This window comes from Streptomyces sp. NPDC002076 (assembly GCF_053593835.1).
The window spans coordinates 49,713-68,623 of record NZ_JBSFDI010000032.1 but is presented as its reverse complement, the minus strand read 5'-3'; the positions used below and the strand labels follow the sequence as shown (position 1 = coordinate 68,623).

Here is an 18,911-nt window from a genome sequence, read left to right as displayed (position 1 = left end):
GACGCCCATGCGCGAGGCCCCGTCGATCGCAAGATCGACGGGGCCTCTGGGCCGTCTGACGGCAGTAGTTGACGGCAACGTTAGCGGACGGATGCTGCACAAAGCGGCGGGTCGTCGCCGTCGCCGGGCTCGGCGGCGGTCTCGGTGAGGTTGCCGAGGGCGTGTCCGAGGAGGTCGATGGCCTGGCGCTGGAGGCGGAGCCGGACGTGCGCGTAGACCGTCGCGGTCACGCCGATGTGGGCGTGACCGAGCAGCTCCTTGATGACGACGAGCTCGACCCCACTGGGCGAGCCCCACGAGCGGTACCGGTCCGTCCTCCCCAGGCGCTCCGGCCCCGGGCCACGGCCTGCTCGACGGCCAGGCGCCTGCGGCCCGGGCCCTGCGGATCTCGTCCGGCGCGTACCCCTCGGTCTCGCGCTGGTGCGGCTCGTGGCAAACCGGCCAAGGCTCGCCGTCCGGCCACAGCATCGGCCCACCGATATGGCTGTCGCGCATGCCGGGCCGCCCCGGCCTGGGGTGCAGCCGGGTCGTCCGGCCACGGTGGGCGGCCAGCTCCGGGAACACGGCCTCCACGGACACTGGTCTCGCTGGTGTTGTCCTCGTCATGCGCAGACCGTACGAGGCCGGAAGGACGCCACGCGAACGCATTGCCGACAGCCCGTTCACGAGGAAGCTCGGCGCCTGGTCACATCAGGCAGGGTTCTCCTCCGTCGCGTTGAGCACAGCCACCGTCCTGAAGCAAGCACCGAGGTGTTCTCGGAACTGGGCAACATCGATATCCGGAAGAGCGGAGCGTTCCTGCCGCCGAGCAACAGACGTTCTCGAAACCCACCTACATAGCCACCTCCGGCCTGGACAACGACGAGCAGGCCCGTGAGGACTTCGAGGCCGGCCGCTACCAGAAGGTCCTGGACCTGTACGAGGAAACCCGCCCAGACACCCGCCTCCTCCAAGTCCAGACGGCATTCCTGCAGTTCCCCGACTGAGTTGCCGAGGACCTCTGGCTCTGGTGTCCGCGCGGACTGCACAATCGGTGATCCAGCGCGACGCCGTCCGCGTCCGCATGGCCCCGGGGGGTGTTGTGTGTCACTGAGCTCTAGACGACTGCGCAGAACGGCGGAGCAGGAGAGCATGGCCGCCATCCAGCACATGCGGGGCCGGCGGCCTCGGCAGGCGCTGGAGAGCAGTCGCGCGGCGGAGGCCGCGGTCCGGCGATTGCGGCAGATGGAGCCCGACGACGCACAGCATGTGCGGGTGCTCGCCTCGATCCTCTACAACCAGGCGATGATCCAGGCCATGAACGGCGCCGTCGCCGACGGCATCCTGGCCGCCCGCGGCGCTGTCGAGGCTTACGAGTCCTTGATCCCTGGTGTCGGCCCCGATGAGGCCGCCGCGTCCGTCGCGCTCCGGTCCGCCGGGGGCTTCCTGCACGGGCCGCCGGACGGCGGCGTGCCCGTCCACGAGACGGCCCTGGAGGCGGCCGATGCGAAGGCCCGCCTGTGCGGCCTGCTGGCCGAGGCTCACGGCGAGCAGGCCCTGACGGAGGTGCGCCGCCTGGGCGAGGAGGCCGTCGCCGTGTACGAGGCGGTCGCCCGTGTGCTGCCGGGGCACGAGGCCGGACTGCACCGGGTGCGGTCCCTGTGTGCGGTGGCCCTGGAGGCTGCGGAACCCGAGGAGGATCTGCAGGAGGTATCGCACCTGCGGGGCCTGGCGCGCTTTAGGGTGCCGGCGCACTGGGCGGTGCTGGCCGCCGACGGCGCTACGACCGCGGATGCCCCGGGCATCGGACGGTTGTCCGTGCGGGCCAGGATCGCCGATGCGGACCCGGCCCCTCCCGGCACCCCCGGCGCGGCCTTGGACAACGGCTGCACTCTGTGCAGCACGGACACCGAGGCACCTCTGCCGAACCGCCCCGCCCGGCGGATACGGCAGTGGGAGCTGGTCCAGCCGCTGGCCGACCAGGTCCGGGTGGTGACCTTCACCTTCGACTACGACGCCGCGGGGGGCCACGCCGGGGCGCTCGCCGTGTTGGAGCGCGAGGTCCCGGCGGTCGTGCTCGGCCCCTGAATTCCTGGCCGACAGGGGCTAAAGAGGCGATTCCCACTGTCCCGGCCGGGATGAAATTGGGGACGGTGCGGGAGATGAGTGTGGCGACAGGGCGATAGATGATCGACGGATCCGGCCATGCCAACGGCAGCCTTGGGGTGCGCTCGGGCGGGTCGGTAGATCGGTGAGAGGCGGGAGGGGGAGGATGCGGATCCATGACCGACAGCCGTTCCTTGCTGACTCAGCGTGAGGCCGCCGACGCCTGCGGCGTGAGCCGTACGACCATCCGGCGCCGCCGGGAAGCCGGGGAGTTGCCCGGGTCGGTGCTGGACCCGGAGCGGGGGTGGCTGATCCCCTCTGAGGGTCTGGTCGGCGCTGGGTTCCGGCTGAACTCGTCGTCGCCGTTGAGCGGGAAGGCCAAGCCTGGCCGGGACGTGCCGCTCGATGGCGATGCTGGAGCAGGAGCGCGGTGCGAGGGGAAGCTGCTCGCCGAGGAACGCGCGGCCCGGGTAGCAGCCCGTACCCTTCAAGGAGGCTCGATCGGGCATGAGCTACGACCTGGCTGTCTGGGAAGGTGAGCGTCCGGCGAATGACAAGATCGCCAGACGGGTCTTCGATGACTTGTACGACCGCTATCTCGATGGTGAGACCCAGGAGCCTCCGTCCGAGCGCATCGCGGCCTATGTCGCCGCTCTTCTTGAGCGGTGGTGCGACATCACCGAAGACGAGGAGGAGACCTCGCCCTGGTCGGTCGGGCCGTTGATCGACTGTGCAAGTGGGCCGCTCATCTACTTCGGGATGGGCTGGAGCAGGGCCGAGGAAGCGTCGGCCTACGCGTCAGACCTGGCGGATTTGATGGGGCTGGTCTGCTTCGGCGTGCAGCAAAACCAGCTCAGGCTCTGAGTAGGGTGGCCAATCGGCGGTAGCCGATGAGGGACGAGGCCAGGGGCAGTTCCAGTCCGGGTCGATCGCGGCCGGCTGTGCCGCACGCTGCTCTGCCCGCTTCGGGTCCTTGCCCAGGCCGTTCTTGGCTCCCTTGCGGCGGAGGTTGGCCATGTGCTGCCCGACGGGCACCATGGCCTCGCCCTCGCCCCACACGGCGTCCTGGCGCGGGGCGAAGTGCCCGGTGGCGCGTCGGTAGGACCGGAGCGCGGCGAGCTTGGCTTCCCACGCTTCCTCGCCGGGCTGCCACACCATCCCGGCCTCGTCGAGCAGTTCCTGGCGGTGGGGGTCGAGTTCGCCGGCGGGCAGCGTCTTGCGCTGCTGGTGCACCCACCGCTCCAGGGGGAAGTCCTTGGTGACGCCGACTTCGGTTTCGGTGTCGTAGGGGACGGCGTACAGGCGGGTGATCTCGTTCTCCTTGCGCCAGCTCAGCAGGGCCTGGTAGCCCTCCAGCCAAGCCAACGATTCCGGCCGGTAGCCCCGGGTGCGCAGGAACGCGGCGATGGTGGCGGCGTCGCGCGGGCTGGACAAGCGCAGCAGCGCGGACTCGGCAGCGCCGTCGGCGCGGTCCTGCTCCTGGTCCTCGCCGTCGGCCCCGACGATCCGCCCGTCCTCGTCGCGCCGGATGTGCACCTTGTGCTTGCCGTGGGTGAGGGCGCGGGAGGCGAGCTGCTCGACCAGGCGCTCATCGTGGCTGCGCAGGCCCTGGAGGACGTCTACCGGACCCGCGGCGCCCGGCCGGACCCGGTCTGTCCAGCGATGGCATCGGGGTCCGCGTCTATTGCGGTCCGCCGGTTGCCTGCCCTACGCCGTCGCCCATTCGAGTCCGAGTTCGGCGAGTGCGTCGAGCCGTTTGGTGGTGAGTTTGGCGCGTCTGGTCTTGGTGTTGCTGAGGAAGACTCCGAGTTTCACGGGGTGCTCTTGGCCGTCGATCACGATCGTCTCTACGTGGCCTCTGGGGACCCGCAGGTGTCCTTCCCGTGTCTTGTACTGGGCGAGGGCCGCGATGCCTCGTTCGAAGGCTCCAGAGGCCGTCTTGGGGGTCTTGGCGGGCTCCTCAGGCTCCGCCGGCAGTGGTGTGATGTCGAGCTGCTGGAGGCGTTCGCGTTGCTCGTCGGTCAGGGCCTGCCAGACGTCGTGCTGCCTCTGCCGGGCGAGCCATTTGCCGATGTCCATGCCGTGGACCGTGAACCCGGGCAGGACCTCCGCCTGGCCCTCTTCGTCGCGTAGGAGTTCGCGTAGTGCGGTGTAGTGGCGTTGCCAGTCGGCCGGCCATGAGGGGTTCCAGTCCTGGTCCACGGCCTCCAGCGCCGGCTTCCACTCGGGGTGGCCCTCCAGCGCACCGGGGCGGCGGAGGTTGGACAGCCACTGCCCCACCGGCCGGTCGAGCATGGTCGCGGTGCGGGGTGCGCACAGGGTCCAGTGCTGGTCGTAGTAGGCCTTGGCGGCTTCCAGGTTCTCCTGGAACCGTGCGTCCGCGAGGCTCCAGACCATGCCGAGCTTTTCCAGCCGGCGTGCGCGCAGGCCGTTCATCTGCCCCGCCCCGTACGCCCTTCGTTGTTCCGCGACCCATTGCCCAAGCGGTGTCGCGCCCTCTTTGTGCCCATATGGCACTCGGGCGTGCCGCTCGCGTTCGGTGAACTTCTTGAGTGCCGCCCAGCCGCGTGCCCAGTCCTGGCGTTCGGTGTCGATCACGTTGAAGCTGACCCAGTCCGCGACCATCACGGGGTCACGCGGTGCGGCAAAGCGAAGCAGGAGGCGGGATTCTTCCTCGCCTTCCTCGGGCGCTGCACCAATACTCACCGACGGCTGCGCCACGTCCTTCTGAGGCTCCTGCGGGATCGCAAGCAGCTCGATCGCCTCTTCATCGTGGGCCCGCAGGCCTTCCAGGACTTTCACCAGGGGCCGGTACGACCCGGAGGTGAACATGTCCTCCGGTTTTTCTCCGGGCTGGAGGAATACCGGCACGATCAAAGAGGCGAGCTTTCCCTGTCCCGGCTTCTGACGCAAAGCGCGGCCGATGGCCTGGACGATGTCGTGTGGGGCTCCCTTGGGGTCCAGCAGAGCGACACTGTCCACACTTCTGATGTCGACGCCCTCCCCGAGGACGCGGCAGTTGGACAGCACGGCGCGCCGCGCGGTGGTCCCGAACGAGCCCAGGACCTCTCGCCGGTGTTCGGGGACGTGTTCGCCGCACAGCCAGTTGGCCCAGATCCGCTTCGGGTATGTCTCGGGCTCGTTGGCGTGCAGCTTCGCCGCCACGCGCTCCAGGCCTTCCGCGTAGGCCTGTGCCTCTATGGTCCGGTGGTGGAAGGTGATGCAGGTCTGCAGGTTGTGCTGGGCCATGGTGTGCAACAGGGCGGCCTGGAGGGCTCCGAGGCGCTGTCCGCGGACTTCCTCGGTGTGCCGGTCCTCGCCCCTCAGCCGTTCCGGGGTGACGACCGGGTCCTGCAACTCGAGCACGATGATCTGGTACCGGGCCAGCAGTCCCCGCGAGACGGCCGACGCCAGCGACAGCTTGTACAGGACGGGCCCGAACACCTTCTCGTCATCCATTGTGGGTTCTCGCGTTGCCCTAGGTGGAGGAGAGCTGTTGCTCTCTGACTGACTCGGATCCCTGCCCGTGTATGAGATTGATCTTGTCTTTTTGCACAGGTTGTTCGCCTGCAGCTACAACGACACGTACGGCTCTGGCCATGGGTTACTGGGTACGTGAGCTGCGGTACCTCGATCTGTCTGAGATTCCCGGATGTCGTTGAGAACTGTTGTGTGTTTGGACAGTGGCCCTGCCAGACAGCCGAAGGCGCAGTACCAGTACCGCTGGCTTGTGTCGGCGGAGACCAGGCGGGGGCCTGTCCACGGCTCACCCCGCTCTTCGGGCTGGTCTCAACTTGGTGCTACAGGGCGGCCGGGAGCCCTGACAGGCGATGATGGCCCCGTGCCGGGCGCCCTTGCTCCGTGGCGGTCCTGGGCGCTTGGGCCGCTCCCAATCCAGTACCGCAGGGTGCCGCTGGCCCGGTAGCGTCCCCGGCCATGCACATCAACGTGTTGACAGATCGGGCATGGGAATGGCTGCGGGCCAGTCGGTCCGAGCCGCCCGGTAGAGCGAGCAGCGGGGCCCGCCGCAAGACCTATGCCACCGCGCTCGAACAGGCAGGGCAGATGTTCAAGGCAGCCGCCGCCGTCGGTCCAGCGACACGCCCCTTGCAGGTCTTCTACGGCTTGAGCCAGGCCGGTCGCGCCGTCGCGGCGGCGGCCTGGTCCCTCAAGGGCGAGGACTGGCGCCTGGAAGCCCACGGCATCAAGACCACCGGGTTCGACCGGGCTTTCCCCGACATCGAGATCCGCACGGACCCGCCCGATTCCCAGGGCAGCTTCACCCGAGTGAGTCAGCTGTTGGCCTCGCCCGTCTGGCAGTTGGCCCCGGTGCGTTTGGAAGACGTGTGGGACCTGTTGCCCGTGAACCTCGACTATCCCCTCACGGAGAGGGAACGGCTCACCCCGCTGGAGGTTTCCGAACACCACATCGGTCACCACGACCATCCACTGCTCAGCGTACCCGTGTCCGACATCCCCGACCGGGTCATCGACGCCGGCACTCGCGAGGCGCTCGCAGAGTTCATGGCCTCATACCCGGGCCTTGATCGGCATGAGAGTTACGTAACCACTCGGGCGCTCACCCTGGGACCGGATGCTCTGCCGGACTTCACCCGCTACGCGGAAGGCGGAGGCGCCCTGCAGGTCAACTGGCTCATGCCCCAGGGATCAGCGACCGAAGCGGAGCGGAGGGAGCACCTGCGTGCCATGACACATGGTCACGGCGGGCTGCGCTTCTTCTTCCCCGTCATCGCCCCGATGTCCCGGGAGCTGCACCCGCTCATGGCCTGGTGGGCGGTCCTCTACACGCTGTCCATGCTGGCCCGCTACGAGCCCGCACGATGGGCTGCGCACATCAATGTGGACAGCAGCCCGCACGCGGTGCCCATCGAACGGCTCCTGGAGCTGGCGATCGTACAAGTCCCTGTACTCATCCGGGACGCCATTGCCGAGGTCGCGCGCTGAGTGTGCAACCGCGTGGCAGTGCGAGGGCCGTGATGACGGAAGCCAAGGGCACACGGGCTGGTTGTGCTGCGCGGCAACGGTGCCTCGGGCAGGTCGTCCGTCACGGCAGGCCCCCGCGAGAGGCTCGGCCGCGGTCTGGCCCTGGTCGGTCAGGTCGAGGGTGTGCTCGGCGGCTGCCCCGATGTTTCCGTCCCCGTCGCACCGGCCCGCTGACCCTTCGGCCGTGCTGACTGCTGGGACGCAGAGGCGGGTGAGGATGGCCGGAGCAACTGCGACTCGCGGTGCGAGGCAGGAGTGCGGTCCCTCTGCGCGTGGTCTGCAGACGTGCCGATCTCGGACGGGGATTGCCCCGATAGGGGGATGCTGCCGTTGTTCCCGCACCGGCAATGGCATGCGGGCCTACTGTGAGGCGGATGAAGGCTGAGTCAGTGGAGTTGCTCCCGGTCGGCTTGATGGGTCGTCATGGCATGCCGGTTGGCCGGTTCTACGGTCAGCCGATGGACGCGGTCACGTGGGCCGATGACAGCTTTGTGCACAGCAATCCTGCATGCCGTGCCTCGGCGACGGTCAGTCCCGGGGAGACGTATCGTGTCCGCTTCGGTGCGTTCTTCGCTGCACGGATGTGCGGATGTTGCCGGGTGGAGTCTGCACCTGCGGACGCAGGTCTGGCGGATGCCGCCGCCGACCTCGTGAGTCTCTGCGAGGGCCTTGAAGAAGAGGACGAAGAAGCAGGAAACCGCCAGGAGCCGAGCTACGTGCCGGACTTCCTCGGGCCCAACTTCAACTGGGATCACTGGCGCTATCTGCAGTTCGAGCTGGCGGCGACCACCGACGGCTTGCGGGCGCACCCCTGGCTGCACAGCTGGGCGCGTACGGTCCTGGCGCGGACCGCAGCCTGCGCCGAACTCCGGTGTGAGGAACAACGGACTCTCATCGACAAGGCCACGATCGAGCAGGCTGCCGTTACGCTGCAGCGGCGCGAGAGGCCCACCGCGCACTTGGCGCAGGCCTGGCAGGTGTGGCGGCAGCGGCAGGACAGTGACTACAGTGCCAGCCCGGACTACGCCTGTTACGACAAGAACTCCCGTGTGCGGCCTCCCGGTTCGGCCGCCGCCGGGCACCACGCGGCGAACGTAGAGGTCAGTGTCCGGCTTCCTCCCTTCGGGCTCGACGTGGACGGGTTCCCCATGGTGGAAACACTGTCGGTGTGGGAGCTGGCCGTGATCGCCGCCTACAAGACCACCGCTGACTGGGCTGGAAGCATCGTCACCTTGGCTGTGCCGCCCGTCGTCGCGGAGGAGTTGCTGAGCCCAGCAAGGGCCCTTGACGTCACGCCACGTCCGTCTGGCGCGGACCGGGTGCCGTAGTCGATCCGCGCCTCCTGCCTCCACCCTCCCGCCCGGCCCACGCACGGTGGCGTTGCCGCCTGAGCCTCGCGTGCGACCGGGCCGCGTACAACCGGCACTCCCACACCACAGGTCCCACTTCGAAACGCTCACCCGCCGCGACGGTTCCCGTGCCCATCCCTCCGCAGGGTCCCTGGCCGGCGTGACCGGCTGGTCGCGACCGACGGAAACACCCCGCCGCCAACACGACACCACCGGGCCAACCGCCCCTCGCCGCCTCGTTGGGGAACACCTCTCCTCGAGGCGCACACCGCAGCGCCGGGGACTACGTGCAGGCCCAGAAAAGGAGGGGACGAGGGCGAGCACCGCGGACCGTGGACAGCTGCCGTACGGCAGGGACGTAAGAGGGATGGGAATGCCGGGAAGTTCGGTCGCTAGGCTCGCTGCATGAGCCTGCGTGACGCAGAATGTTCCTGGCTGCCCGACTACCAACTGCATGTGGTGGAGACGCTGGCCCATATCGATCACACGATCGAGCGGTTGCTGCGGCTGACGCACGATTACACGGAGCACGGGACGATCACGTTCGCCGAAGTGAGCAAGGGGGACCGTGTGGACGTCGTGGTCCGGGATGTCGCCCCGCTCCCGCAGGCGATACCCCGGCTCGTGGCCGATGCCCTCACCCAGTTGCGGGCCGCGCTGGAACACACCCTGTACGCGGAGGTCGAGGCCGCTTCCGGGCGGTCCCTGACGGAGGAGGAGGCGAAGGGCGTAGAGATGCCGGCCGTGTGTGACGCCGCCGCCCTCGCCCAGTGGTTCGGCAACCGCAGGCGACGACAGCTTCCGCCGCTGAATGCCGGCACCCCGCTCGCGCAGCGTATCGAGCGGCTGCAGCCGTTCCAGCGCCGCAATCCCGACGAGCATCCGCTGCGGCTCCTCGCCGTCTACACCAACGTGGCCAAGCACCGCGCTCCCGCTGCCGCGGCGACCCGGCTCGGCGCCGTGCACCCTGATGATCCGCGCAGTGACCTGACCGTTGCGCTTCCCCTTAAACGCGGGCCCCAGCCGGGTGACGGACTGCCCTTGCGCGCAGGTGACGTCCTCGCCAGCGCACCACGCGGCGCCCGCATCCCCTTCTCCGTGTGGCCGACCGTGTCCCTGCAGCGGCCCCACACCGGTGTGTGGGCTATCGCCGCCAACGAGCTGGAGCTTCTCGAGGAGTGGGTGCGCACCGTGGCCATCCCCATTCTGATCACCGGCCGCTGCGAGGTGAGCCCGCTGCCGCCGCACCTCGACATCACCGTCGGACACCGGGACGTGCGCGCAGCCTCGGCGACGGCGGACCGCACACCAGCGGTCGCCCGGGGCCGGGACAGGATCGCAGCCATCACCGGCCGTGCTGGCCTCGTCGAGTTCCTCGCCTTCTTCCCGGAACGACCCGCGGCGGAAACGGTCCGGGCATGGCTCGACTCGCTGGACGACACGCAGGTCGTCGAGCACGTCCTGCACCTGCGTACGGTGAGCGGCCGACCACGTGAACTCATCGAGGCGGGAAGGGAATTGCTCACCCAAGCCCGCAGGTACAAGCAACGCATCGGGGAGCTGTCCCGTACGGAGGCAGGCGCGTAGGGCACGGACCCCGCGCCGCCCGCAGGACGTCGGCACGCGGATCCGGGGGCCGGAAGGCTCGGTGCGGCCGCCTGCCGAGTCCCCGCGTTCCACGGGAAGAAGGGGGTGCGCTCATGCCGCCGACGGGTCTGGAGGCTCTTTGCGATCTGGGGCGGTGGGGACGGGCGAGGCAGGCGAGGAGCCGCGTGGGCTGCTCCGGCCGGCAGAAGGGGACCAGCCCGATACGGCGCCACCGGTGGACGTCAGTCCTGCGACGGTCTGCCACCAGGACGGGCTGGCCCGGCCGCGCCCCACGGAAGCGCTGATCACAGCACGTCGTCCTCGGAGCCGTCGGTCCGGCCGAGCTCCGCGTCGGTGAAGGGCTCGCCCAGGTCGGGCATCGCGAAGAGACCTGTTCGGGTGCTGGTTTCGACGAAGCGGACGAACCGGTCGACAGGCCGGTGGACCCGTTCTCTCTCCACCAGTGCCCGGCAGGCGCGGCAGCGCCACGGACGCCGGAGGGTGATCCACTGCGCCCGTGTGCACGCGGGGCATGTCACGAAGTACGCGGTCGATCCGAAGGCGGTGGCCCAGCTCGCGTAGCCGCTGCGGGGGCGGTGGCCGGGCTCGTTGAAGTCGGAGGCCAGGGACGGCTTGCCGAGGAGGACGAACTCGCCTCCGGGCCACCGGCAGGTGCAGGAACCTTCACACCGGCAGGCGCGGGTGCGGGCCAGTTCTTCCGTCTTCTCGGTGCGCGGTACGCCCGGGCCTTTGACTTCGATCCAGGTGCCGAGTTCAGGCAGCCAGAAGTCGGGGAGGTAGAGGGTGCCGGAGTCCAGGGTGATCGTCTCGGGTTCGTACTCCCACCGGATGCTGTTGCCGTCGAGGGTGGCGGCCCAGTCGGCTTCGAGGCGGGAGCGGAACGTGGTGTCGCCGTAGCGGGTCGGGACGGCATCCATGGACGGGCCGGGGACGTCGGGCGTGCTGGCCAAACCAGGTCTCCTGTCCTCCTGCTGCGACCGCGTCGATTATGCCGGTGCCCAGCCGGCGGACGGCATCGGGTGTGCGGACCGTGCATGCCGGCGGCGGCAGGACGGACCGCGCGGGCTGCTGTCGGCAGGGGCGAGGGCGTAGGAGCCGCGTTGGCTGTTCCGGCTTTCCGGCGGGGACTGGTCCGACGGGGCTCCGTGGACGAGCGCCGTCCCGACGGCGGTCCGGCAGGTGGTCTTCCTCGTGCGTGCCCCGGCCCCGTGGTGTCACGGATGCCGTACGTTCGCGTTCCTCCAGGCGGCGAGCGCGGCGTGGACACGCTGTGCGTGTTCAAGAGTTCCTCCGAACGCACCGGCCTGCAGGAGCGGCCAGGTGTCGCTGAGTTCCTTCGCGACGGAGCCGGCCAGACCGGTGTCGTCCCACCCCCAGGTGGAGTGGAGGAGGAACTCGCCCGCCCACGGGTGGCATTAACGGTCTGAGTCGGCCCGCAGCCACAGCCGGTCGTGACTCCCGTCGTCGTGGTGTTCTTTGGCCGAGCCCACGATCAGCGGACGGTCATCTGCCGTGACAGCAGCGGCAAGACGCCCGTATGCGTCCTCGATCGCACGCCACTGATCATGCCGGAGCCCTTCGGCCCGGGGGAGAGGTTCCTGCACCAGGTGTTGGATCACACCTCGCATTCTCCTTGCCGCTCCCGACGGACCTCAGGGGCCCGCCGGGTCGTCTGCGGCGCAGGCAGGGCGGCCGGACGGAAGGAGAGCGCCTGGTTGGCCGGGCACCGTCTGCGACCCGGCCGGCGCGGCTATTCGGGTCCGTCGTCCTCGCCGTCGGCAACGTACTGGGGATGCTTCTCGTCGGCGTTGCGGGCCAGGTGCAGCGGCAGTGGCAGCAGGGTGCGGCCGTTCCAGCTGGCGGACTGCTGGGAGAGACGGGCCGCGAGTCCGACAAGCCGTTCCTCCTGCCAGGCGCCGGCCCGGGCGACGGTGTACTCGGTGCGGGTGATGGCGTGGAAGTCGGTGCCGAGTTTGCTCTGCGAGGTCTCCGGCAGGGTGCGGCGGGTGTAGTCGGTGCCGGTGCGCTGACCACCCTTGTGCTGCCGCGTCTCCGCTGCGAACAGCCAGGAGTTGACCCCGCCGTGGTCCGAGACGTACAGGACCCTCTCCGGCATGGCCGCCTTGTCGGTGTCGCTGGGCCGTCTGCTGCTGCCGCCGGCGCGGTGGGTGGGCCGTGGGGTGCGGCTGCCGTGCGTGACACGGACGACGGCGATGTCCCGGCCGCGCGCGGCCAGCGACAGCCCGGGCAGCAGCCCGTCGCCCAGGGTGGGATTCGCCAGTCCCGGCCACAGGTCCCGGTGCTGCTCGGTGAAGACCACCACGCCGCGGTCGCCGGGCAGCTGCGCCAGCGCCTGCTCCACATGATCGCGTACCCGGGCGGGGCCGCCCTGGTCGTCGCGCAGATGGTGGCCGGGCAGACCGATCGGTCCCGCATGATGGCGGGTGCGGCCGGCCGCCAGCGGCAGCCACCGCTGGCCGCTGTACATCAGCGCCGGCCAGTACCTCTCATCCGGGTGGTGCGAGGCATTCAGTGCGACCAGGGTGACGGCCAGGACCGGGGGAGTGGCGGCACGCCCGCGGATGCGCGGGAAGCGGTGCAGGCGTGTCCACAGACCTACCAGCCAGGCCCGCCGGTCCAGCGCGGTGTCCCGGGTCAGGGGGTGGCAGGCGGCGGCTGCCAGCCGGTCGTCGATGACGCCGCAGTCCGTCAGCAGACCCCCGGTGGCGATCTGCGCCGCGGCGTCCTCCTTACGCGTCACCGCCGGCGGCTCCTGGCCGGCTCGGACCGCACGCGCCCGGGCGATCTTCTCGTTGAGGCTGGGCTGGTAGAGGTCGCCGAGCGAGGCCATCGTCAAGAACTGTGACGGCAGATCGCGGGCGGCGAACAGCGGCTTGAGCGCGGCCTTGGCATCCGCCTCGCCCCGGGCCGGAAAGGAGGTCTCCACGAGGGCGGCGACGAGCTCGCCCGGATCGGACGGCCGCAGCATCGCAAGACCGTTGAGGACGGGGGCCCGGTTGTGCGGGCCGTGCCGCACGAGTTCCGGAACCCGCACCATCAGCAACTGCAGCCCCGGTGCCAGCACCGTGGTGTGCCCGTCCTGGAGTGCGTGCAGGTCTGGCTGGGTGAAGTCGCGGCCCAGCTGGGCCAGGACCCGCTCCTTCCACGCCGCGGCCTCGTACAGGGCGACGATCCGCAGGCTCTGGAAACCGGCCGCCACGACGGCGGGCAGGACCTTGTCCGGGGCCACCACCGCGGACGGTTCGGGCGACAGCTGCGGAACCCTGACGCTGCTCCCGGCATAGGCCAGGGGAGCGGCGTCCAGCATCCGGCTGGCGTGTTCCTCCAGCCGCCGCATCAGCCGTGACCCGGCCCCCTTGCCGATCGGGTGCGAGGCCGTGGTGTGGATGCCCCGCACCGGGCCCGGCTTGTCGAAGTCGACCGTGAACGGGTCGGGCAGCGGAGCGATCCCGCACGCCTCGACGATCTGCGCGGTCGCACCCTTGTACTGCGCCGACCTCAGCACCCACTGGCCGTGATCGTCCTTGGTCCACCGTAGGTGCACCGGGGCCTTGAGCACGATGTCGGGGTTGGCGGGATGGCACACGTGCGCGTTCTTGACCCCGTACCAGCCGGTGGCGATCCGCGCGGTGCGTGCTTCCAGATGCGCGACCAGCATCCGGCCTCCGGGAGCCGGGTCGACGTCGATGTGGATGCGGTCCATGGCGTGCCCCACGCGGCGGCGCCGCTCCCCGGTGGCCTCGTCGATCCAGCTCGCCTCCCGCTCCATCGGCTGCGCCCATGTCAGCAGGTCGCCTTCCGATTCCAGGACGAGCTCGAGCGGCTCGGCCAGCGTGTCGACCTGCCAGGGCTCTCGGCGCAGCAGCTGGGCCAGGCGCCAACTCGCCACCCTGAAAGCCCAGTTCGGGCCCGTGATGCGGCCCTCGCGGTCGCGGTGCAGGACCTCTTCCAGCGGGTAGGGGCCGCCCGCCTCGTCGGCCAGGTACTGGCTGAGCGTGTCCCGGCCCTCCCAGCCGGGCAGCCGGCCCTCCCATTCCCGGACCAGCCGCCGCCACACCGTGAAGTCGAGGGGCTCCGACGTGACGATCAGAGCGCGCCTGGTCCACGGCCCGGTCAGCGGCGGGCGTTCCGGGTCGGTGAACACCAGCCGCCGTCCCGTGACCGCACGGGCCGCCGTCGCGAGCGAGGCGGTCGGGCGCTGCGCGTCGACCGAACGCGGCTTGGGCAGCCGCGACCAGGCCTGGCTGAACTCCCCGGGCAGCGGGTACACGTGCACCGCGCCCATCAGCTCGCCGGTCAGCGCGAACGACAGCGTGCTCAGCTCACTGGGGCTCTTGGCGGAGCGGGTCACTGCGTCTCCCCGGGAAGGTCGTGGTCGGCCAGGCTCAGCAGGATGTCGAGGGTGGAGCGGTAGATCCGGTCGATGAGGTCCCACTCACCGCGCCGCTGCCACTGCGTGCGCAGTGTGTGCAGCAGGTGGGGGAGGGTGGAGTCCGCCGTGGTCTCGGTGAACGCGGCGTCCGCCAGGTGCAGGCTGCCGTGGTCGCCGCCGCGGCGGGTGCGGCCGCCGAGCTGGATCAGACGGGTCAGGATCTCCGCCACGATCGCGGTCTTCACATCCTGGCCGAGGTCCTTGAAGTAGTGCGAGCCCCGCCTGATCTCCTCGAACGTGCGCCCCCCGGACAGCCGTAGCTGCTCCAGAATCACGGCCGGCTCATCGCCGGGCGGAGGCACATCGCGGTAGGCCAGCGAGTTGACCATGGCCAGCAGCACGGCCGGCTCTTCCATCACGAGCACCGGCCGCACCACCAGGCAGGCCACATGCAGAAGCGACCGCCCGCCCTGGTCGACGATGTTCAGGCCCCGCTCCACGCGCGCCATGGGCGCCAGCAGGAACCGGCACCGCCCATGGCCGACATGCAACGGGAACTGCTCCAGCCGGTCCGCCGGGACGGGCACCCAGCCCGGCGGATGCTTCTCGTAGCGGGGCACGTCCTGCGGCCGCACCGCCACACAGATCTCCCCGGCCGGCGCACCGGCCGACACCAGGCCCTGCGCCAGCAGAGGCCCGGCGTGGTAGGCCTCGAATGCCACCAGTACGTGCGCCCGATGCGCCCTCGCCGGATCAGCGGCGACCTCCGCCAGCTCGGCATCCAGCCGCGGCCACAGCGCCGCACCCATCTCCCGGTAGGCGTCCTCGCGCCGCTGTCCCCTCAGCCCCGAGACCCGCGCCCAGCTCCCCTCCTTGTGCTGCACCTTGTCCAGCACGGCACTGAGGCTGCCGTTGACGTCGTCCGGCACGTACCACGACGGAGGGGTGAGCAGATGATGCCGCGGTGCCCGCGGCATGTGCGCAGTGGCCGACAGCCCGATCACCACACGCCGCCGGCCGCCGTGGGCCAGCGCTGTGACGTCGCCGAGGTGGCTGATGTGACTGTGCGGGTCGCCCACGAAGCTCTTGAGGGTGAGCGCGGTCGCCGCCAGGTCCTGGTCGTTGAAGTGCTCACTGAACGCGAACAGCGGCCGTCCCAGCGGCCCGTAGGGTGCCGCACGCCACGGCACGTGCGACGACAACACCTCGGCCAGATCGTTGGAGGCCGTCATCCCCGCTCCCTGCAGGGCCGGTGCCGCCCCCACGATCTGCCGCAGGATCTCGCGGCTCTTCTCCAGGAAGGCCCGCCGGGCCGCGTACTGGACAAGATCGGTCACATCCTCCGGCGGGGCATCCCCGTCGTCCTCCGACGAGGCGTCTCCGTTCGTCTTCTCCGGCGGAGCGTCCCCGGTGACCGTGCGGAACCGGTCGGCGAGTTCGGCCAGGGTGGCGGCGCTCAGGCTGCCGTCGTCCGACAGGTCGGTCAGCGACGACAGTACGGCCCGCAGTTCCTCCAGCCCTTCGACCTCTTCGGCTCCTTCCAGCTCACCGGTCTTGCTGAACAGCCGGTTCACGGTGCGCATGTGTGCTTCGCTGGGCCTGTCCCCGGGCTTCAGCTTGAAGATCCGGTGGGCCAGCATCGCGTCCCACCGCCGCGGCACCACCAGCCTGCGCCGTTCCCTGTCCGGGGTGATGGCACCCCGCGCCAGGTGTGACACGTACGTCTCGGCCAGCCACGACAGCCGCTTGATCTTGGGGTGCAGATACTCCTCGACCTCGCGGCTCAGCCGCAGACAGTGGCGGCTGAACTGCTCCTCCAGCTCACGCACCGGACTGCTGGCCGATCCGTACCGGGCCAGCAGCACGCTCTTGGCGCTCTCGTCGAACGCCTTGGCCTGCAGCGCGTCGACCTCGTCCATCATCACCACATGCGCCCGGCGCAGCAGCAGCTCCTCCACGGTCACGTCCCGGCGCTCCACGCCGTGGTCGGCCAGCGGAACGTGCACACGCCCGATGAGGAAATTGGTGTGGTTGGTGACGATGATGTCCGCGCCCAGCGCGGCACGGTGATGACGGAACTTGCCGCAGGTGGCACGCCACGGACAGCACCGTGTCTTGCCCGCAGAGTCCTTCAGCTGGTCACACGGTTCGTTGCCGGGATCCCACGTCTCCACCCCCCGCGCCTCGGGCGCCGCGTGCGCGGTCAGGGCGCAGCTGTAGGACATTTCTGCGAACACCCAGTCACGGTGCTCGGCATCGTCGTGCACGTTGCCCGCGGTGTCCTCGGCGAGTTTTTGCATACCGCGCGTGGAGATCAGCGGCACCACCACCGGCACCCGGGTACCGTCGTCCTCCTTGTCTGTTTTGCGTAGAGTCTTCGCGTCCCGGCGCAGCCGCGCCACTGCCTGCATCACCTGCGCGTTCTGCGGCACCACCACAGCCGCCGTCAGACCCCGTCGCGCACACCACAGGGCGATCAGCTCCGAGGCGATGTTCTTTCCCAGCCCCGTCGGGGCGTGCAGGACGGAGATGGTCCCCGCCTGCGCATGAAACTCCTCGCCCAGCGCCGAGCCGTCCGCATGGTGCAGATGCTCTCGAAGGTCCGCGACGGCCTTCGCCCTGTGCTGCTCCTTGTAGGCGGCATCGAGACGCCCTGCCAGGTCCTCCAGGGCGTCGAGGGGGATCCGCAGATCATCGAGTCCTGCGCTGTCCTGTAGCACCATGGCCGTGGTTTTCCCCGGCTGGGCAACGCGCAGGTCGTAGTGGACGCCGACAGCCCGCCGCGACGGGCTCAGCGGGTCGGGAATCCGCAACTCGGAGAAGTAGCGCCCGGCTCCGGCCGGCAGTCGTCGCCGCGAGCGGGCAGTGCGGGCCACATGGCCGTCGATCTCCGCCAGCAGATCGTCGATGCGCGTCCCCGAGTCGGCCGCGGGCATCACCACGACCAGTCCGTCCTCGTCGGCCGCCGCGAACTCCGCACCCGCGCCGGCCGCCGCGACCTGGGCGGCTTCATCGAGGAAGACGGTGCGCTGGGCCAGTGAGGCGGGACGCCTGCGCAGCAACCGGGCCACCCGCAGCCGGTCGTCCTCGGACAGCACCGGCCACTGCTCCCACAACGACAGGTGCCCGGACAGCAGGAAGTGAGCGTCGTCCAGACGGGCCATCTGCCGCCACCCCGACTCCTCCTGCGCGGCCCGGTTGGGAAACAGCCGGGCCGCCAGCAAGACGGCGGCCCTGACCACCAGCGGCACTGCGGCACTCCGGCTGCCAGCCGTGCTGTTCATGCCGCCCCCTGCTGCAACTGAGTGCTGACCATGCGCTTGAACGACGCCACCGTGTGCACCGTGTATCCGCCCGGCTCCAGCGCCGCACGCAAGGGTTTGACCTGCTCCGACCGGTAGGACGGCACTACGATCGTCTTCGCACGCGGGGGACGGTCGACGATGTTCTGCTCGTTGGCGACGTCCTTGACGTCGACCAGGCACCGCCCGCTCGGCAGCGTCACCCCGACGTCCCAGGAGTCCATCTCACCCCACCGCTCCACCTCCAGCCCCTTGCGCTCCAGCCACCGCATCAGCTCCACCTCGGTCAGCCCAGGGACCGTCAGATGACGCCACACCGGCCAGTCCAGGCACAGCACACCCTCACCACGGCAAGCCGCCAGCCCTGCCGGCCCGTTCACCACCTCCGGCGGATCACCGGGGCGCCGCCCCGGCCGCAGCAGCGCACGGGCTTTGCGCTGGTGCGGCAGGAAGTCACAGCGCAGCAGCTCACCCGTCAGCCGCATCGGGTACGCACACACCGGGCACGGCCACCACCACACCGCACCCGCCCGCACACAACTGCGCTCGGCCGGCAACGGCCGGTAGACCTGCATACGCGCGCCACCACGCCGCGTGTACTCCTCGAGGATGCTGTCTTCGGTGCCGGTGGGAACCTCCACCAGCATCAGCCGGCCGGCTACGTACTGCGCCTGACTGCCGCCGGCCAACTGCCGGTAGACGGCGTGCTCGGTCTGCTCCGCCGTCTGCCACGACCAGGTCGGCAGCCAGTCCCGTCCGCCGTCCAGTCCGCCGGTAGCCGGGTCGAAGAGCACCTCGAGGTAGGAGCAGCCGACTTCGTAAGCCTCCTCGGTCAACTGCGCGGGCCGCTGGTCGTGTCCGTCCTCCAGAATCACGAGGTCGCCCATCTCGGCAGGCAGGCCGGACCAGTCCAGTGGGACCCAGGACCGCAGCGGACGGGTGAGACTGCCGACCAGGCCGGCAGGTGTCTCGGGGCCGGTGCCCAGAGGGAGGTGCCCCTGGATGACGCCGTGCATGCAGGAGATCTCATGCCAGGCCCGCGGCTCCTCCAGCCTCCGGGTCCAGGCCACCCCGGCGCGCAGCGCCGCACTGATCACTTTCCGCCCGAGGGCGTACTGAGCATCGCTCATCGCGAGGCCCCCCTTTCCCTGCCCCACCAAAGGTTTTGGG

Annotated in this window: 11 protein-coding genes and 3 pseudogenes; 7 read left to right on the top strand and 7 right to left on the bottom strand. The window is 70.0% G+C overall.

Annotated elements, in window-relative coordinates:
* Positions 1–80: 80 nt before the first annotated feature.
* Positions 81–281: pseudogene (locus ACWCQS_RS41365) on the bottom strand (site-specific integrase); the annotation flags it as partial.
* A gap of 850 nt (positions 282–1,131) precedes the next feature.
* Between ACWCQS_RS41365 and ACWCQS_RS41360 the strand changes: the two are divergent.
* From ACWCQS_RS41360 to ACWCQS_RS41350, 3 genes are all read left to right on the top strand, one after another.
* On the top strand, positions 1,132–2,067 hold the full coding sequence (locus tag ACWCQS_RS41360; RefSeq protein WP_451009286.1) for a hypothetical protein: 936 nt from the start codon (positions 1,132–1,134) through the stop codon (positions 2,065–2,067).
* 194 nt (positions 2,068–2,261) lie between these two features.
* Positions 2,262–2,624 (top strand): helix-turn-helix transcriptional regulator, encoded by a 363-nt coding sequence (locus tag ACWCQS_RS41355; RefSeq protein WP_451009285.1) that lies wholly within the window; start codon positions 2,262–2,264, stop codon positions 2,622–2,624.
* On the top strand, positions 2,593–2,949 hold the full coding sequence (locus tag ACWCQS_RS41350; protein WP_451009284.1) for a hypothetical protein: 357 nt from the start codon (positions 2,593–2,595) through the stop codon (positions 2,947–2,949). The genes ACWCQS_RS41355 and ACWCQS_RS41350 overlap by 32 nt, the downstream gene beginning before the upstream one ends.
* A gap of 36 nt (positions 2,950–2,985) precedes the next feature.
* Here the strand turns inward: ACWCQS_RS41350 and ACWCQS_RS41345 are convergent.
* Together ACWCQS_RS41345 and ACWCQS_RS41340 are read right to left on the bottom strand one after the other, a co-directional pair.
* Positions 2,986–3,711 (bottom strand): annotated as a pseudogene (locus tag ACWCQS_RS41345) (helicase associated domain-containing protein); the annotation flags it as partial.
* Positions 3,712–3,792: 81 nt separating this feature from the next.
* Positions 3,793–5,544 carry a Helicase associated domain protein gene (locus ACWCQS_RS41340; protein ID WP_451009283.1) on the bottom strand — a complete coding sequence of 584 codons (1,752 nt, stop codon included), beginning with the start codon at positions 5,542–5,544 and terminating at the stop codon, positions 3,793–3,795.
* Positions 5,545–5,946: 402 nt separating this feature from the next.
* Here ACWCQS_RS41340 and ACWCQS_RS41335 point away from each other — a divergent pair, with 402 nt between their 5' ends.
* From ACWCQS_RS41335 to ACWCQS_RS41320, 4 genes and pseudogenes are all read left to right on the top strand, one after another.
* Positions 5,947–7,050 (top strand): YaaC family protein, encoded by a 1,104-nt coding sequence (locus ACWCQS_RS41335; RefSeq protein WP_451009282.1) that lies wholly within the window; start codon positions 5,947–5,949, stop codon positions 7,048–7,050.
* Between the two features lie 57 nt (positions 7,051–7,107).
* Positions 7,108–7,203, top strand: a pseudogene (locus tag ACWCQS_RS41330) (kinase); the annotation flags it as partial.
* A gap of 260 nt (positions 7,204–7,463) precedes the next feature.
* Complete coding sequence (locus ACWCQS_RS41325) at positions 7,464–8,417, top strand: hypothetical protein (protein WP_451009281.1); 954 nt, start codon at positions 7,464–7,466, stop codon at positions 8,415–8,417.
* Positions 8,418–8,843: 426 nt separating this feature from the next.
* Complete coding sequence (locus tag ACWCQS_RS41320) at positions 8,844–10,025, top strand: hypothetical protein (protein ID WP_451009280.1); 1,182 nt, start codon at positions 8,844–8,846, stop codon at positions 10,023–10,025.
* 305 nt (positions 10,026–10,330) lie between these two features.
* Here the strand turns inward: ACWCQS_RS41320 and ACWCQS_RS41315 are convergent, their stop codons facing one another.
* The 4 genes from ACWCQS_RS41315 to ACWCQS_RS41300 form a co-directional block, all read right to left on the bottom strand.
* Positions 10,331–10,996, bottom strand: coding sequence for a hypothetical protein (locus ACWCQS_RS41315; protein WP_451009279.1), 666 nt, complete (start codon positions 10,994–10,996; stop codon positions 10,331–10,333).
* 800 nt (positions 10,997–11,796) lie between these two features.
* Positions 11,797–14,418: an RNaseH domain-containing protein gene (locus ACWCQS_RS41310; protein ID WP_451009278.1), complete on the bottom strand. Its 2,622-nt coding sequence runs from the start codon at positions 14,416–14,418 to the stop codon at positions 11,797–11,799.
* Entirely contained in the window at positions 14,415–17,723 is a 3,309-nt protein-coding gene (locus ACWCQS_RS41305; protein ID WP_451009277.1) for a hypothetical protein, read from the bottom strand. Before ACWCQS_RS41305 ends, ACWCQS_RS41310 begins: the two co-directional genes overlap by 4 nt.
* Positions 17,720–18,871 carry a restriction endonuclease-related protein gene (locus ACWCQS_RS41300; RefSeq protein WP_451009276.1) on the bottom strand — a complete coding sequence of 384 codons (1,152 nt, stop codon included), beginning with the start codon at positions 18,869–18,871 and terminating at the stop codon, positions 17,720–17,722. Before ACWCQS_RS41300 ends, ACWCQS_RS41305 begins: the two co-directional genes overlap by 4 nt.
* Positions 18,872–18,911: the final 40 nt, after the last annotated feature.

Coding starts and splice junctions, on each gene's coding strand:
- ACWCQS_RS41360 (WP_451009286.1), top strand. CDS start 1,132: ATGGCCGCCATCCAGCACATGCGGGGCCGGCGGCCTCGGCAGGCGCTG.
- ACWCQS_RS41355 (WP_451009285.1), top strand. CDS start 2,262: ATGACCGACAGCCGTTCCTTGCTGACTCAGCGTGAGGCCGCCGACGCC.
- ACWCQS_RS41350 (WP_451009284.1), top strand. CDS start 2,593: ATGAGCTACGACCTGGCTGTCTGGGAAGGTGAGCGTCCGGCGAATGAC.
- ACWCQS_RS41340 (WP_451009283.1), bottom strand. CDS start 5,544: ATGGATGACGAGAAGGTGTTCGGGCCCGTCCTGTACAAGCTGTCGCTG.
- ACWCQS_RS41325 (WP_451009281.1), top strand. CDS start 7,464: ATGAAGGCTGAGTCAGTGGAGTTGCTCCCGGTCGGCTTGATGGGTCGT.
- ACWCQS_RS41320 (WP_451009280.1), top strand. CDS start 8,844: ATGAGCCTGCGTGACGCAGAATGTTCCTGGCTGCCCGACTACCAACTG.
- ACWCQS_RS41305 (WP_451009277.1), bottom strand. CDS start 17,723: ATGAACAGCACGGCTGGCAGCCGGAGTGCCGCAGTGCCGCTGGTGGTC.
- ACWCQS_RS41300 (WP_451009276.1), bottom strand. CDS start 18,871: ATGAGCGATGCTCAGTACGCCCTCGGGCGGAAAGTGATCAGTGCGGCG.